At 28.6% G+C, this 15,199-nt stretch carries 14 protein-coding genes; all 14 read left to right on the top strand.

Features of this window, described 5'->3' with window-relative positions; genetic code table 11:
- Positions 1-5: 5 nt before the first annotated feature.
- The 14 genes from ftsZ to HH195_RS07045 all read left to right on the top strand — a co-directional run bounded on the left by ftsZ (position 6) and on the right by HH195_RS07045 (position 15,191).
- Positions 6-1,145 carry a cell division protein FtsZ gene (ftsZ, locus tag HH195_RS07110; RefSeq protein ID WP_058992018.1) on the top strand — a complete coding sequence of 380 codons (1,140 nt, stop codon included), beginning with the start codon at positions 6-8 and terminating at the stop codon, positions 1,143-1,145.
- A gap of 170 nt (positions 1,146-1,315) precedes the next feature.
- Positions 1,316-2,122: a sigma-E processing peptidase SpoIIGA gene (spoIIGA, locus tag HH195_RS07105; RefSeq protein WP_196370450.1), complete on the top strand. Its 807-nt coding sequence runs from the start codon at positions 1,316-1,318 to the stop codon at positions 2,120-2,122.
- A gap of 26 nt (positions 2,123-2,148) precedes the next feature.
- Positions 2,149-2,856, top strand: a complete 708-nt coding sequence (gene sigE / locus HH195_RS07100) for an RNA polymerase sporulation sigma factor SigE (protein WP_055257224.1) — start codon at positions 2,149-2,151, stop codon at positions 2,854-2,856.
- Between the two features lie 72 nt (positions 2,857-2,928).
- Positions 2,929-3,702, top strand: coding sequence for an RNA polymerase sporulation sigma factor SigG (gene sigG / locus HH195_RS07095; RefSeq protein WP_055257223.1), 774 nt, complete (start codon positions 2,929-2,931; stop codon positions 3,700-3,702).
- A 118-nt stretch (positions 3,703-3,820) separates the two neighbouring features.
- Positions 3,821-4,093 (top strand): YlmC/YmxH family sporulation protein, encoded by a 273-nt coding sequence (locus HH195_RS07090; protein ID WP_055257222.1) that lies wholly within the window; start codon positions 3,821-3,823, stop codon positions 4,091-4,093.
- Positions 4,094-4,153: 60 nt separating this feature from the next.
- Positions 4,154-4,603 (top strand): transcriptional regulator NrdR, encoded by a 450-nt coding sequence (gene nrdR / locus HH195_RS07085; RefSeq protein WP_055257221.1) that lies wholly within the window; start codon positions 4,154-4,156, stop codon positions 4,601-4,603.
- A 91-nt stretch (positions 4,604-4,694) separates the two neighbouring features.
- On the top strand, positions 4,695-5,405 hold the full coding sequence (gene pgeF / locus HH195_RS07080; RefSeq protein ID WP_196370448.1) for a peptidoglycan editing factor PgeF: 711 nt from the start codon (positions 4,695-4,697) through the stop codon (positions 5,403-5,405).
- A gap of 22 nt (positions 5,406-5,427) precedes the next feature.
- Positions 5,428-7,125, top strand: coding sequence for a HAMP domain-containing sensor histidine kinase (locus HH195_RS07075; RefSeq protein WP_196370446.1), 1,698 nt, complete (start codon positions 5,428-5,430; stop codon positions 7,123-7,125).
- 102 nt (positions 7,126-7,227) lie between these two features.
- Positions 7,228-8,559 carry a DUF512 domain-containing protein gene (locus HH195_RS07070; RefSeq protein ID WP_055257218.1) on the top strand — a complete coding sequence of 444 codons (1,332 nt, stop codon included), beginning with the start codon at positions 7,228-7,230 and terminating at the stop codon, positions 8,557-8,559.
- 3 nt (positions 8,560-8,562) lie between these two features.
- Positions 8,563-9,879, top strand: a complete 1,317-nt coding sequence (der, locus tag HH195_RS07065) for a ribosome biogenesis GTPase Der (protein WP_058992013.1) — start codon at positions 8,563-8,565, stop codon at positions 9,877-9,879.
- 6 nt (positions 9,880-9,885) lie between these two features.
- The gene (locus tag HH195_RS07060) at positions 9,886-10,881 is read left to right on the top strand and encodes an NAD(P)H-dependent glycerol-3-phosphate dehydrogenase (protein WP_196370444.1); all 996 of its coding nucleotides are present in this window, start codon (positions 9,886-9,888) and stop codon (positions 10,879-10,881) included.
- 179 nt (positions 10,882-11,060) lie between these two features.
- Positions 11,061-12,539 carry a stage IV sporulation protein A gene (gene spoIVA / locus HH195_RS07055; protein WP_055257215.1) on the top strand — a complete coding sequence of 493 codons (1,479 nt, stop codon included), beginning with the start codon at positions 11,061-11,063 and terminating at the stop codon, positions 12,537-12,539.
- A gap of 121 nt (positions 12,540-12,660) precedes the next feature.
- Positions 12,661-13,656 carry an asparaginase gene (locus tag HH195_RS07050; protein WP_196370442.1) on the top strand — a complete coding sequence of 332 codons (996 nt, stop codon included), beginning with the start codon at positions 12,661-12,663 and terminating at the stop codon, positions 13,654-13,656.
- 173 nt (positions 13,657-13,829) lie between these two features.
- Entirely contained in the window at positions 13,830-15,191 is a 1,362-nt protein-coding gene (locus tag HH195_RS07045) for an NCS2 family permease (protein WP_243278492.1), read from the top strand.
- The last annotated feature ends 8 nt before the right edge of the window (positions 15,192-15,199 follow it).

Raw genomic sequence — 15,199 nt, 5'->3', positions numbered from 1 at the left:
TTATTTTGTTAGATTTTGATGTAGATATCCAATCATTTACTAATATTAAAGTAGTAGGCTGTGGAGGTGGTGGTGGAAACGCCATAAATAGAATGATTCAAGAAGGCTTAAGAGATGTTGAATTTATAGCTATAAACACTGATAAACAAGCGCTTATGCTTTCACATGCACCAAACAAAATACAAATAGGTGATAAACTTACAAAAGGTTTGGGTGCAGGAGCTAATCCAGAGATAGGTCAAAAAGCTGCAGAAGAGAGTAAAGAAGAGATAACAGAAGCTGTAAAAGGTGCTGATATGGTATTTATAACAGCAGGAATGGGTGGTGGAACTGGTACTGGTGCTGCGCCAGTTGTTGCAGAGATTGCAAAGTCTATGGGTATACTAACAGTAGGTATAGTAACTAAACCTTTTCCATTTGAAGGTAGAAGAAGAATGACTCATGCTGAAATGGGTATACAAAACCTAAAAGAAAAGGTAGATACACTAGTAATAATACCAAATGAGAGATTGTTATCTATGGTAGACAAGAAAACCACCCTTTTAGATTCTTTTAAAAAAGCAGATGATGTTTTAAGACAGGGTGTTCAAGGTATATCAGATCTTATAACAAATCCCGGACTTATAAACTTGGATTTTGCAGATGTAAGAGCGGTCATGGTTGATAAAGGATTAGCACATATGGGTGTAGGAAGTGGAAAAGGTGAGACAAGAGCACAAGATGCAGCTAGAGAAGCAATATCATCTCCATTATTAGAAACATCTATAGTAGGAGCGACAGGAGTGCTATTAAATGTAACAGGAGATGGAGAACTTGGACTTTTAGAAATTAACGAAGCTGCTGAAATAGTTCAAGAAGCGGCAGATCCTGATGCAACAATAATATTTGGAACAGTTATAGACGAAACTTTAAAGGATGAAATAAGAATAACTGTTATAGCTACTGGTTTTGAAAAGGACAGAAATACTAGCTTTAAAAAAGAATCAATTTCTGAGAGAAGAATGGAAAGTTTAGCGAGAGAGACTGAAAGAGAAGAGGTTGCAGCAACTGCAACGACAATAGAAAAACCTAGGGAAAGAGAAAGAGAACAAGAGCAAGATTTAAATATTCCAACTTTCTTAAGAAATCCTAGAAAAAGATTATAATAAAAGTGGTAAAAACCCTTAGAGATATTTCTCTAAGGGTTTTATTATATATTTGGGGAAGTTAAATGAATTTATTGTAAAATGTAGGGGAAAAAAATTTTTGTATTAATATTACAATATGACAAAATTTTATATAGCAAAGTTTTATAATATTTATAAGAGGTGGTGATATGACAGTATATATAGATATAGTTATAATTGAAAATTTAATTATAAACTATTTTCTTATATTAATAACCACACAAATTATAGGAATAAAAACTAAAGAAATAAACATGTTTTTAGCTAGTCTTTTAGGAAGTGTGTATACATTGTTTATATTTTTACCTAAATTAAATTTTTTAACCAATATAATAGGAAAATGTATTGTTGTGATTATTATGATGATAATAAGTATTAGCAGAAAAAAAGTGGCAGTTATTTTAAAAGCATCTATTACATTTTTTATGATTTCATTTATGTTTGTTGGAATATGTTTTTTCTTTTCATTAATCCAAAATAATTATGATATAACAAAAGCTTTTGTTATAGAAAAGTATTCATCAAAATATTTAATATTTGCAGCAATTATCATATATATTATTTTTAACAGGGTTATATTTTATATAAAGGATAGAATTAGTATATCAAGTTTAATATATGATTTAGAAATGAATATAGATGGAGAGCTAATAAAATTAAAAGGATTTTTAGATACAGGTAACGAACTTGTAGAACCAGTAACTTCTTTGCCTGTGTTAATAGCAGAAAAACATTATTTTGGCAATATTACTTTAGAAGATAAAGAATTATTTAGTATACCTTATAAAGTAGTTAATGGATACAATAATATGATATCTGGATTTAGAGTAAAAAATATAAAAATATATAATAAAAGCAGTAACCTTTTAATTAAAGACGCTATAGTATGTTTTTGTGACCAAAGACTAAGTGGAGATGGAGATTATGAGGCATTATTATCTAGAGGAATGATATAATAAATAGGTAAAAAGGGGGGCAAGCTTTGTTTAAAATTCAACTATTATTAAATAGAGTTATTTCAAAATTAAATGTATTTTGCAAATCAATATATTATGTTGGGGGAACTGATGTATTACCTCCACCTTTAAGTAAAGAAGAAGAGGAGAAATTAGTTTCTGAACTTGCGGCAGGAGATGATAAAACAAAGAGTATATTGATAGAAAGAAATTTAAGACTTGTTGTTTACATTGCAAGAAAATTTGAAAATACTGGGGTTGGTGTTGAGGATTTAGTTTCAGTTGGAACTATTGGTCTTATAAAAGCTGTAAACACGTTTAATCCAGATAAAAAAATAAAGCTTGCAACCTATGCTTCAAGATGTATAGAAAATGAAATACTTATGTATTTAAGAAGAAATAGTAAGGTTAAAGCTGAAATATCTTTTTATGAGCCGCTTAACATAGATTGGGATGGAAATGAACTTTTGTTATCAGATATTTTAGGTACTGAAAATGATACTGTATATAATTTAATAGAAGATGAGGTAGATAGAGAACTTTTGTTTACAGCAATGAAAAATCTATCAAAGAGAGAAAAAGAAATTGTTCAGTTAAGGTTTGGGCTTCAAGGTTACAAAGAAAAAACACAAAAAGAAGTAGCTGATATGCTAGGAATATCGCAATCATATATTTCAAGGCTTGAAAAAAAGATAATAAAAAGATTAAAGAAAGAAATTAATAAAATGATTTAAAGTATAAAATCAACTCTCTTAGGTAATAATTAAAATGCAGAAGTAATTACTTCAAAGGAGTTGATTTTTATTATGATGATAAATAAGGTAGAGATATGTGGTGTAAACACAGCTAAATTGCCATTATTAAAAGAAAAAGAAATGAGGGAACTCCTTTTAAAGATGAAAGATGGAGATAACTTAGCAAGAGAAAAGTTTATTAATGGTAATTTAAGACTAGTTTTAAGTGTTATTCAAAGATTTAATAATAGAGGTGAAAATGTAGATGACCTTTTTCAAGTTGGATGTATAGGTCTTATGAAATCCATAGATAATTTTGATTTAAGTCAAAATGTGAAATTTTCTACTTATGCTGTTCCAATGATAATAGGAGAAATAAGAAGATATTTAAGAGATAATAATTCTATAAGAGTAAGTAGGTCTTTAAGAGATATTGCTTATAGAGCATTGCTTGTTAGAGATAAATTGATAAATGATAATAATAAAGAACCTACCATATCACAAATTGCTAAAGAATTAGATATTCCAAGGGAAGAAGTTGTATTTGCATTAGATGCAATTCAAGATCCAGTATCGTTATTTGAACCTATTTATCACGATGGAGGAGATGCTATATATGTAATGGATCAAATTAGTGATTCAAAAAATCAAGATGAAAATTGGCTTCAAAATATTTCAGTAAAAGAGGCTATGAAAAAATTAAATGATAGGGAAAAATTAATTTTGACCCTTAGGTTTTTTAATGGTAGAACTCAAATGGAAGTAGCTGATGAAATTGGAATTTCTCAAGCACAAGTATCTAGATTAGAGAAAATAGCATTAAAACATATGAAAAAATATGTATAGAGCCTAATTTTAGGCTCTATTTTTATATGATGAAACATATTAATAATATGATAAATTAGATAACTTAATAATAAATAAGTATACAATAGCATATAAATACTTATGGGGGAGGTTTATTATGGAGGAAATGTTATTTTCATTAAATAACTTAAGGAGTATGGAGGTTATAGATTTTAATAAAGGAAAAAAGCTTGGTCATATAATTGATGTAAAGATAGATTCTGATTTAAATAAAATATTATCTATAATAATACCAGAGGAAAAGACATCATGGTTTGGAAAATCAGAAGATATAGAAATACTATGGGAAAACGTGATTAAAGTTGGAATTGATGTTATACTAGTTAAAGTGGAAAATGATAATAGATATGATGTGGATAAATATATGTAGAAATTACATGAAAAAAAATGTATAATAAAAATACAGTTTTATAGAAGGATGTGAAAGTAGATGAGATGTCCTTATTGCTCCTATGAGGAAAGTAAAGTAGTAGATTCAAGAGCTACTGATGATTATACAGCTATAAGAAGAAGAAGAGAGTGTTTAAGATGCTCAAAAAGGTATACAACATATGAAAAAGTTGAGGATATACCTATATTAGTAATAAAAAAAGATTCTATAAGAGAAACTTTTAATAAAGATAAAATAATGAGCGGCATAGTAAAAGCATGCCAAAAGAGACCTGTTTCCAGAAGTCAAATGCAAAACATAGTTGATGATATAGAAAAAAACATAAGTAACAAAATGATAGTGGAAATAAAATCAGAAGATATAGGCGAAATGGTTATGGAGAGATTAAAAAATGTTGATGAGGTATCTTATGTAAGATTTGCATCTGTTTATAGGCAATTTAAAGATATAAATACCTTTATGGAAGAAATAAAGAATTTAATGAAGTAAAGAAGGTAGGCTGTAGAGTCACTACAGTTTACCTTTTTTGCTTCATTTGTGATAAAATAAAACAATACAATAAATTAAGAAAGGAAAAAATATGAAAGAATTAATTAAAGATGATATGAAATTTTTAAGTTTCAACGATGATAATGTATCTATCAACTTTTCAACGGCTTTTAATAAAATTGATTTTAAAAAGAGTACTATAGAAGGAAAGAAAAATATTGAAAGATTAGAGAATATTTTTGCTTTAGATAATATATTATATTTAAATCAAATTCATAGCGATAAGATAATAGATTGTAAGGATAATTTGATAGCTCCAAAAGGAGAGATTGATGGAGATGCTATAATTACAAATAAAAAGAATGTAGGTATTGGAGTATTTGCTGCAGATTGCACTCCTGTTATAGTTTATGATAAAGAAAAACAAGTTATAGCAGCTGTTCATAGTGGATGGAGAGGAACTTTTGATGAGATAGCTAAAAAGACTTGTAAATATATGATTGATAATTATGGATGCAATAATTTAGATGTTATAATAGGACCTCACATAAGACAATGTTGTTATGAAGTTAGTAGAGAATTAGCAGAAAAATTTCAAAGAAAATTTGGTAATGAAGTTGTAGATAACAGAAACCTAAGTTTAGAAAAGTGTATAATAAGTCAATTAAGTGGGATTGTAAATATGACAAATATAAAATCTTTAGGTAAATGTACTTTTTGTGATACATCAGAAGAATTTCATAGTTTTAGAAAAACAGGAGAAAATTCTGGAAGGTTATTTGCTTTTATATTCCTAAAATAAATGATTTTAAGAGGTACGACACATGAGAAAGAAAATAGTTATATCTATTAGTGCTATCATAATATTATCTCTTATTATTATGACTGGATTATATTTTGGAATATCTAACTATAGATATATACAAAATTCTAAAAGTGTTTTATTAGAATATGATAAAATATTAGAGGTATTAATAGATAATAATATAAGTTTAAATGATGAACTTAGTTTTCTTAAAAATAGTGATGTTAGAGTGACGTATATAAGTGCTAACGATACAGTTTTATTTGATAGTTACAAAGACTCAAATAAGGATACACATGTAGATGCTATAGAAGTTGAAGAGGCCATGAAAAATGGTTATGGAAGTAGTATAAGGTATAGTAATGAAGTTAATAAGGAAATGGTGTATTATGCTTTAAAATTAAGCAATGGAAGTGTAATAAGAACATCAATGCCGTTAGATAGTGCTATAATATTTAAAGATATAAATATTGGGTATTACTTGATTGCCTTATTAATATCTATTTTAATAGCAGTACTTTTATCTATTAGAATTACTAAAGTTATACTAAATCCGTTGAAAGAATTAGAAAATACAACCTCTAAGATTGCAAATGGAGAATTAAGTAAAAGAGTAAGTATAAAAACAATAGATGAATTTGGAATGCTTGGAAAAAGTTTCAATAATATGGCTGATAGGTTAGAGGAGAGTATTTCTGAATCATTAGACAAACAAAACAAATTAGAAGCAATACTTAAAAGCATGGATAGTGGAGTAGTTGCAGTAGATAGTGAATTAAAAGTCATAATGATTAATCCATACGCTAAAAAAATATTTGGTGTAAGAGGAGATATAATAGGTAAAAAATTTAGTAGATATATAATGGAAGATAATATATTAAATGTTCTTAAAAATAGTGAAGATAGAGTTGAGGTATTAATAAGATATCCTGAAATTAGAAATTTAAGAATAAGAACAGCAAATGTAATAAATGGTGAAGATAAGATTGGAACAGTTGCAGTAGTTCAAGATATAACTGATATAAAAAGGCTTGAAAATATGCGAAGTCAATTTGTTGCAAATATATCTCATGAATTAAAAACACCATTAACTTCAATTAAAGGATTTGCTGAAACCTTAAGATATGTAGACGATGATGAAACGAGAAATAAATTTTTGGATATTATAGATGAAGAATCGGATAGATTAGCAAGGCTAATTGGTGATATATTAATTTTATATGATATTGAGCAAAATAGAGATCCTGTTTATGAACCATTTTCCACAAAAGATATAATACAAAATGTAGAACTTCTTGTTATGAGAGAAGCAAAGAATAAGAATATATCAATAAGTGTAGATGCAGAAGATGACGTAGAACTTATAGGAGATAGAGATAAGTTTAAGCAAATGCTTATTAACTTAGTTTATAATGCAGTAAAATATACAGAAACTAATGGAAGTGTTATGGTTTCTAGCTTTAAAGATAAATATGATTTTGTACTAACTGTAAAAGATACTGGTATTGGTATAAGCAAAGAGGATTTACCAAGAATATTTGAAAGGTTTTATAGAGTTGATAAGGCGAGAAGTAGAAATAGTGGTGGAACAGGTTTAGGACTTGCAATAGTAAAACATATTGCTATAAGCTTTAATGGTGTTATTGATGTTAAAAGTACACTTGGAAAAGGAACAACATTTATAATTAAAATTCCTATATCAAGAGATTTTACTTAAAACATAATTTAAAATAAAAGGTGATTAAAATTTCTATAAGTTGACTATAATATTTAATTAAGGTAATATATCATAGATAGTATTAAAGCAGGGGTGAATCATATGAAAAATAAGATATCCAAGGTAATTGAAGGCGGTATTGCAGAAGAACTTGGTATTGAAGTTGGAGATGTACTATTATCTATAAATGGAGTAGAAATTGTTGATATTATAGATTATAAATTTTTATTGGCAGATGATTATTTAGAGGTAGAAGTTTTAAAACCTAATAATGAAATTTGGGAATTTGAAATAGAAAAAGATTATGAAGAAGATTTAGGGGTAGAGTTTGAGCAAGTAATTTTAGATAAAGCCAAAAGTTGCAGTAATAAATGCATGTTTTGCTTTATAGATCAACTCCCAAAAGGAATGAGAGAAACTTTATATTTTAAAGATGATGATTCTAGACTATCATTTTTACAAGGAAATTTTGTAACTCTTACAAATATGAAAGATGAAGATATAGATAGAATAATAAGGTATAGAATAAGTCCTATAAATGTGTCTGTGCATACAACTAATCCTGAACTTAGAGTTAAAATGTTAAGTAATAAATTTGCAGGAAATGTATACGAGAGGTTAAAAAAGTTAGCAGATGCTAATATAGAAATAAATGCACAAATAGTTACTGTTCCAGGGGTTAATAATGGAGAGGAACTTATAAAAACTGTGGAAGATTTATACAAACTTTATCCATCAATACAAAATATAGCTGCAGTTCCTATTGGAATAACAAAGTTTAGACAAGGATTAAAAGAAGTTACTATATTTGATGAAGAAAGTTCAAGAAGAGAAATTAAAAATATTGAAAAGCTTCAGAAAAAGTATATAAAGGAAATAGGTTCACCGTTTGTTAGACTTGCTGATGAATTTTATGTCATGGCAAAAGAAGAAATTCCAAGTGATGATTTTTATGGGGAGTATGAACAGTTACAAGATGGAATTGGAATGATTAGATATTTAAGAAGTTCCATAAAAAATACCATTGATTCATTAAATATGGGAAAAGGATCATTTACAATGATAACTGGAACATCTGCTTATGACGAAATAAAAAGTGTTGCAGATATTATACAAAATAAAAATTCTAGAATAAAGATAGATTGCTATAAAATCATTAATAATTTCTTTGGAGAAACTATAACAGTTGCAGGTCTCTTAACAGGAGTAGACATAATTGAGCAATTAAAAGAAAAGATAAATACAAAATATCTTATAATGTCTGATAATATGTTTAGACAAGGTTATGAAGAAGGTAGCATAGAAGAAAAAATAATGTTAGATGATTATAAAATAAAAGATATAGAAAATGCTTTAGATGTTAAAGTTATAGTTTGTAAATATACAGGGGAAGATTTAATAGAGTTAATAAATAAACATTTGGAGGAGGAATAAATTATGGCAAAACCTATAGTGGCAATAGTTGGTAGACCTAATGTTGGAAAGTCAACTTTATTTAATAAACTAGCTGGAAAGAGAATATCAATAGTTCAAGATACACCAGGAGTTACAAGGGATAGAATATATGCAGAGGCAGAATGGTTAAATTATAAATTTACAATGATAGATACTGGTGGAATAGAGCCAGAGAGTAGCGATATTATAATAAAACAAATGAGAAGACAGGCTCAAATTGCAATAGAAATGGCAGATGTTATTTTATTTATTGTTGATGGTAAGGAAGGTCTTACGGCATCAGATATTGAGGTTGCTCAAATGCTTAGAAAAAGCAAGAAGAGAATAGTTTTAGCAGTAAACAAAATAGATAATCTAAAAGATGAAGATAACTCTTATGAGTTTTATAATTTAGGGATTGGAGATCCAGTTACAATATCAGCAGCACAAGGTAAAGGACTTGGAGATTTATTAGATGAAGTAGTAAAAGATTTTGATGCTTTAATGGAAGAGGAACAGGATGATGAATATATAAGGATTGCCATGATAGGAAAACCTAACGTTGGAAAGTCATCTCTTATAAATAGACTTTTAGGAGAAGATAGAAATATAGTTAGTAATGTTCCTGGAACAACAAGAGATGCAATAGATAGTTATCTTGAAACAGAAGAGGGAAAATTCATTTTAATAGATACAGCTGGTCTTAGAAGAAAGAGCAAGGTTAAAGAAGAAATTGAAAGATATAGTGTAGTTAGGACTTATGCAGCTATTGAAAGAGCTGATGTTTGTATTCTTATGATAGATGCTAATGAAGGAATTACAGAACAGGATGAAAAAATAGTAGGTTATGCACATGAGCTTAACAAAGCTATTATGGTTGTAGTTAATAAATGGGATTTGATAGAAAAAGATGATAAAACTTTATCAAATTATCAAAAAGATTTGCAACAAAATCTTAAATTTATGCCTTATGCTCAATATATGTTTATTTCAGCTCTTACAGGACAAAGAGTTAATAAAATATTAAAAGTTGCTAAAGGGTGTTATGATAATTATTGTAAGAGAGTTTCTACTGGAATATTAAATGAGGTAATAAATAAAGCAATACTTATGAAGGAACCACCAGTAGTTGGGCTTAAAAGAATAAAAATATATTATGCAACACAAGTTGCAACAAAACCTCCAAAATTTGTCTTCTTTGTTAATGATGTAAATGCATCACATTTTTCTTATGAAAGATATCTAGAAAATCAATTAAGAGATAGTTTTGACTTTAAAGGAACAGGTATTGAAATAGAATATAGACAAAGAAAGGAATAGATGTTTATGAGTAAAGTGACTTTTTTAGGAGGAGGCAGTTTTGGAACTGCCTTAGCAATATTGTTAGGAAATAAAGGAAATGATATCTCCATATGGGATAGAGATTTAAAAGTTGTTAATGATATAAATAGAAACAGAAAAAATGATAAATATATTAAGGGGTTAAATATTCCTTTAAATGTCACAGCTTATACAAATATTGATGATTCTTTGAAAGATAGCGAATATGTAGTTTTAGCAGTTCCATCTCATGTTATTAGAAAGCTTTGTAAAACAATAAAAAATAAAGTCAAAAAAGATGTAATAATAGTAAATATAGCAAAAGGAATTGAAGAAGGAAGTAATTTAAGGTTATCTCAGGTTATAGAGGAAGAACTTCCTAAAAATCCAGTAGTTATTTTATCAGGACCTAGTCATGCTGAAGAAGTAGCTTTTGAAATGCCAACGACAATGGTTGTAACATCTAATAAGATGGAGTACGCAGATAAAGTTCAAGATCTTTTTATGAATAAACATTTGAGAATATATACAAATGATGACATAATAGGAGTTGAGGTAGGCGGTGCTGTTAAAAATATAATAGCATTAGCTGCTGGTGTTTTAGATGGTATAGGATATGGAGATAATGCAAAAGCAGCTCTTATGACAAGAAGCATGGCTGAAATTGCTAGAGTTGGAGTTATACTTGGAGGAAAAATGGAAACATTTTTTGGATTAACCGGAATGGGGGATTTGATAGTTACTTGTACTAGTATCCATTCAAGAAATAGGAGAGCTGGAATATTAATTGGAAAGGGAAAAACCATGGATGAGGCAGTTGAAGAAGTTGGAATGGTTGTTGAAGGAATAAAAGCTTGTAGAGCTTTCTATTCGATAAAAGAGAACAAGCATGTTAATATGCCGATAACTGATATGGCCTATAAGGTTTTATTTAATAATAAATGTCCTAGAGAAGCTGTTAGGGAACTTATGGAAAGAGATAAAAAAAGTGAAGTTATATAATATTTAAAATAAAGATACCTTAAAGTTAATTTTTAAGGTATCTTTATTTTTTTTAAGCATATATATTTAAATGTAAAGTTGTATACAAAAAAATAAGAAGATTAATTATTTTAGTATACTTTTACGGGAATTTTAATATATATATTATTGGATTAATAAAAATAGGAGGGTATAGTATTTTGGATGGCTTTAACATATATAAAGATATAGCAGAGAGAACTCAAGGTGATATTTATGTTGGTGTTGTTGGTCCTGTAAGAACAGGAAAGTCTACTTTTATAAAAAGATTTATGGATCTTATGGTTATACCAAAAATTGAGAATACTTATAAGAAGGAAAGAGCAAAGGATGAACTTCCACAAAGTGGGTCTGGAAAAATGATTCATACAACTGAGCCAAAGTTTGTTCCAAATGAGGCTATTGAAATAAGTTTAGATGATGGAATAAAATTCAATGTAAGAATGGTGGATTGTGTTGGGTATATAGTAAAAGGAGCGCTTGGTATTTTTGATGGAGAAGATACTAAAATGGTGCACACTCCTTGGTTTGATTATGAAATACCTTTTGAAGATGCAGCAGAAATTGGTACAAGAAAAGTAATAACAGATCATTCGACAATAGGTTTTTTAATAACTACAGATGGGAGTATAACTGGAATAAATAGGGATGATTATTTAGATGCGGAAGAAAGAGTTGTAAATGAATTAAAGTCTATAAATAAACCATTTATAATAGTACTTAATACATCAAAACCAAATGCAACAGAAACAATAAAGCTTAAAGATGAGCTTGAAGAAAAATATAATGTTCCAGTTCAAATAATGAATATATCAGTTATGACTGAATCAGACATAAATTTATTATTTACAAAAGTACTTAAGGAATTTCCTATTAAAGAAATAAATATAAATATGCCAGAGTGGATAGAAAAGTTAGAAGCAACTCATTGGTTAAAAGTTAATTTTTTGAACATAGTAAAAGATATGTGTAAAAACATAACTAAAGTAAGAGATATAAAGGCTTGTTTAGACTCTTATAGCGAAGAAGATTTTTTAGGTTTAACAGATATTTATGAGATGGATTTAGGTAGTGGTATTGCCAATATTAAAATGTCTCCTAAACAGGATATTTTTTATAAAATGATAAGCGAAATTTGCGATATAGACTTAAAAGATGAAAGTGAACTTTTAAGTCTTATAAAGGAATTAAATCATGCAAAGATTGAATATGATAAAGTTTCAGAAGCCCTAAATGATGTGATGGAAACAGGTTATGGTCTTGTGGCACCACAGCTTTCAGAAATGAAATTTGAGAAACCAGATATAGATAAACAAGGTTCTAAATATGTTGTAAAGCTTAAAGCAAGTGCTCCAAGTCTTCATCTTATAAAAGCTGATGTTCAGACAGAAATATGCCCTATAATGGGAACAGAAAAAGAGACACAGGAAGTATTTAAGACGTTATTAGAACAGTTTGAAAGTGATCCTGAGAAGCTTTGGCAAAGTAATATGTTTGGAAAATCTTTAGAGGTTTTAGTTAAAGAAGGTCTTCAAAATAAGCTTTATAGAATGCCAGAAGATATTCAAGCTAAAATTCAAAAAACTCTTCAAAAGATAGTTAATGAAGGGGACGGAAATTTAATTTGCATTATATTTTAAAATAAAAGGTTAAAGAGGTGTAAAAAATATATACTTCTTTAACCTTTTTACTTTGAAATAAATATAAGAGGTAGTATAATTTCACATATAACAAAAGATTTTATATTTAGGAGGATTATAAATGAAGAAAAAAATAGCAGTAATATTTAATGGTGGGACTATATCTATGAAAGTTGATGAAAAAATAAAGGCAGCAGTTCCAAGTCTTACAGGAGAAGAAATAATGAAGATGGTAACAGGGATTGAAAGTCATGTAAATATAGAAACGCATAATTTTTCGTCTCTTCCAAGTCCGCATGTTACACCACAGATAATGTTAAAACTTTCTAAATTCATAACGTCTTTAAGTGAAAGAAATGATATAGACGGAATTGTGGTAACCCATGGTACTGATACATTAGAAGAAACATCATATATGGTTAATTTAACAACTAATACACAAAAACCAATAGTATTTACAGGAGCAATGAGGAGTGGATCGGAATTAGGTTATGATGGGCCTTCCAATTTAGCTGATGCTATCTTTACTGCTGCCAATGATGAATCTAAAGGAAGAGGAGTATTGATATGTTTTAACGGAGAATTAAATAGTGCATCAGAAGTTACAAAAGCTAATTCTATGGCTTTAAATGCTTTTAAGACTCCAAATTTTGGACCCATAGGAATAGTAGATAATGATAATGCAATATTTTATAGAAGGTCTGTCAAAGAGGAATATATACCAGTTAACTCTATAGAAAAGAAAGTTGCTATTATAAAATGTGCAGCAGGAATGGATTCTGAATTCTTAAAATATTGTGTAGATAGTGGATATGATGGAATAATATTAGAAGCTTTAGGTAGAGGAAATGTTCCTCCAAAAATGGTAGAGGGAATTAAAGAGTGTTTAGATAAGAAAATAGTTGTTGTTTTAACGTCTAGATGTTTTGAAGGAAGAGTTTTTGCATCATATGGATATTTAGGAGGAGGTAAACAATTGAGAGATTTAGGGGTAATTTTTGGAGATAATCTTCCAAGTCAAAAAGCAAGGATAAAATTATTAGCACTTTTAAGTTTTAGTAATGATTTAATGTATATAAAACACAGCTTTGAACAAGAGAAGTATTTAAAATTATAAACATTATATTAAATTTATATTAATAATATTCGGATAATATTGACTTTAGGCAATGTATATAATATTATAAATTCGTAAAAATAATACAAAAATATTAATTTAAAGAATTGAATATATTTTTTTATATTTATTATACTTGTTTATTTTTCAAACAAACATTGGGAGGAATTATTTTGGGAAAAGAGTTACGAATATTGCCTGAAGATAAAAAAGATTACAAAAGAGAAATAATAGCGGGTACAACAAGTTTTTTAGCAATGGCTTACATAATAGCTGTAAATCCATCTATCTTAAGTGCAACAGGAATGCCACAAGGAGCGTTGGTTACAGCTACATGTTTGTCAGCTGCATTTTCATGTATACTTATGGGGTTATATGCAAAGCTTCCAATTGGATTGGCATCTGGTATGGGGCTTAATGCTTTTTTTGCATTTTCCGTAGTAATTGGCAAGGGAATTTCATGGGATATAGCATTAACAGCAGTTTTTGTTGAAGGAATAATTTTCATATTATTATCATTGTTTAAAGTACGGGAGGCGGTAGTTGATGCAATACCGCTTAATTTAAAATATGCAGTAACAGGTGGAATAGGTTTATTTATAGCTTTTGTAGGTTTTAATGGGGCAGGGCTTGTTGTTTCTGATGAATCCACAAAGGTTACTATGGGGAATTTTTTCTCTCCAACAGTACTGATTGCTGTGATAGGTCTTATAGTTATAGTAATACTTGAAAAAAATAAAGTTAAAGGGTCTATGCTTATAGGTATTGTAATATCAACAGTTATGGCATGGGGATATGCAATTTTAAGACCAGAGTCAGCAAATTTGCTAGGAATAAGTGTTCCAAGTGGGATTTTTAAATTTGAATCTTTAGCTCCAATAGCTGGAAAGATAGATTTTTCTTATTTAACAACTCCAGAAAATATATTTAATTTTGCTGTTATTGTACTTACTTTTTTATTTGTAGATTTCTTTGATACTGTTGGAACTTTAGTTGGAGTAGCATCAAGGGCTAATATGCTAGATAAAGATGGAAGAGTACCTAATGCAGGGAAAGCACTTTTAGTTGATGCTTTAGGAACAACGGCTGGAGCTCTTATGGGAACATCTGCTGTGACTACTTATGTAGAAAGTGCAACAGGTGTTGAAGAAGGGGGAAGAACAGGATTAACAGCTATAACAATAGGTGTATTATTTTTTATAGCAACATTTTTTTCGCCAGTATTTATAGCAGTACCAACCTGTGCGACAGCACCAGCTCTAATATATGTTGGATATTTAATGCTTGGAAGTATAGTTAAAATAGATTTTTCAGACATAACAGAAGCTGTACCAGCTTTTTTAACAATAGCTTTGATGCCACTTACTTATAGTATAGGTGATGGGTTAACAGTTGGGGTTTTAGTTTATGTAGTTTTAAATATATTAAACAATATATTTACTAAAGAAAAGTCTAAGAAAAAACCATTATCAAAAGTGATGATAATTTTAGGTTTTGTATTTATATTAAAACTGATATTACCTTTGATATCCTAAAAAATATT

The organism is Candidatus Sarcina troglodytae, assembly GCF_015708635.1.
In the GTDB taxonomy this organism is placed as follows: Bacteria; Bacillota; Clostridia; order Clostridiales; family Clostridiaceae; genus Sarcina; species Sarcina ventriculi.
The sequence above is the reverse complement of the archived record's forward strand: the minus strand, read 5'-3'. Positions and strand labels throughout refer to the sequence as shown.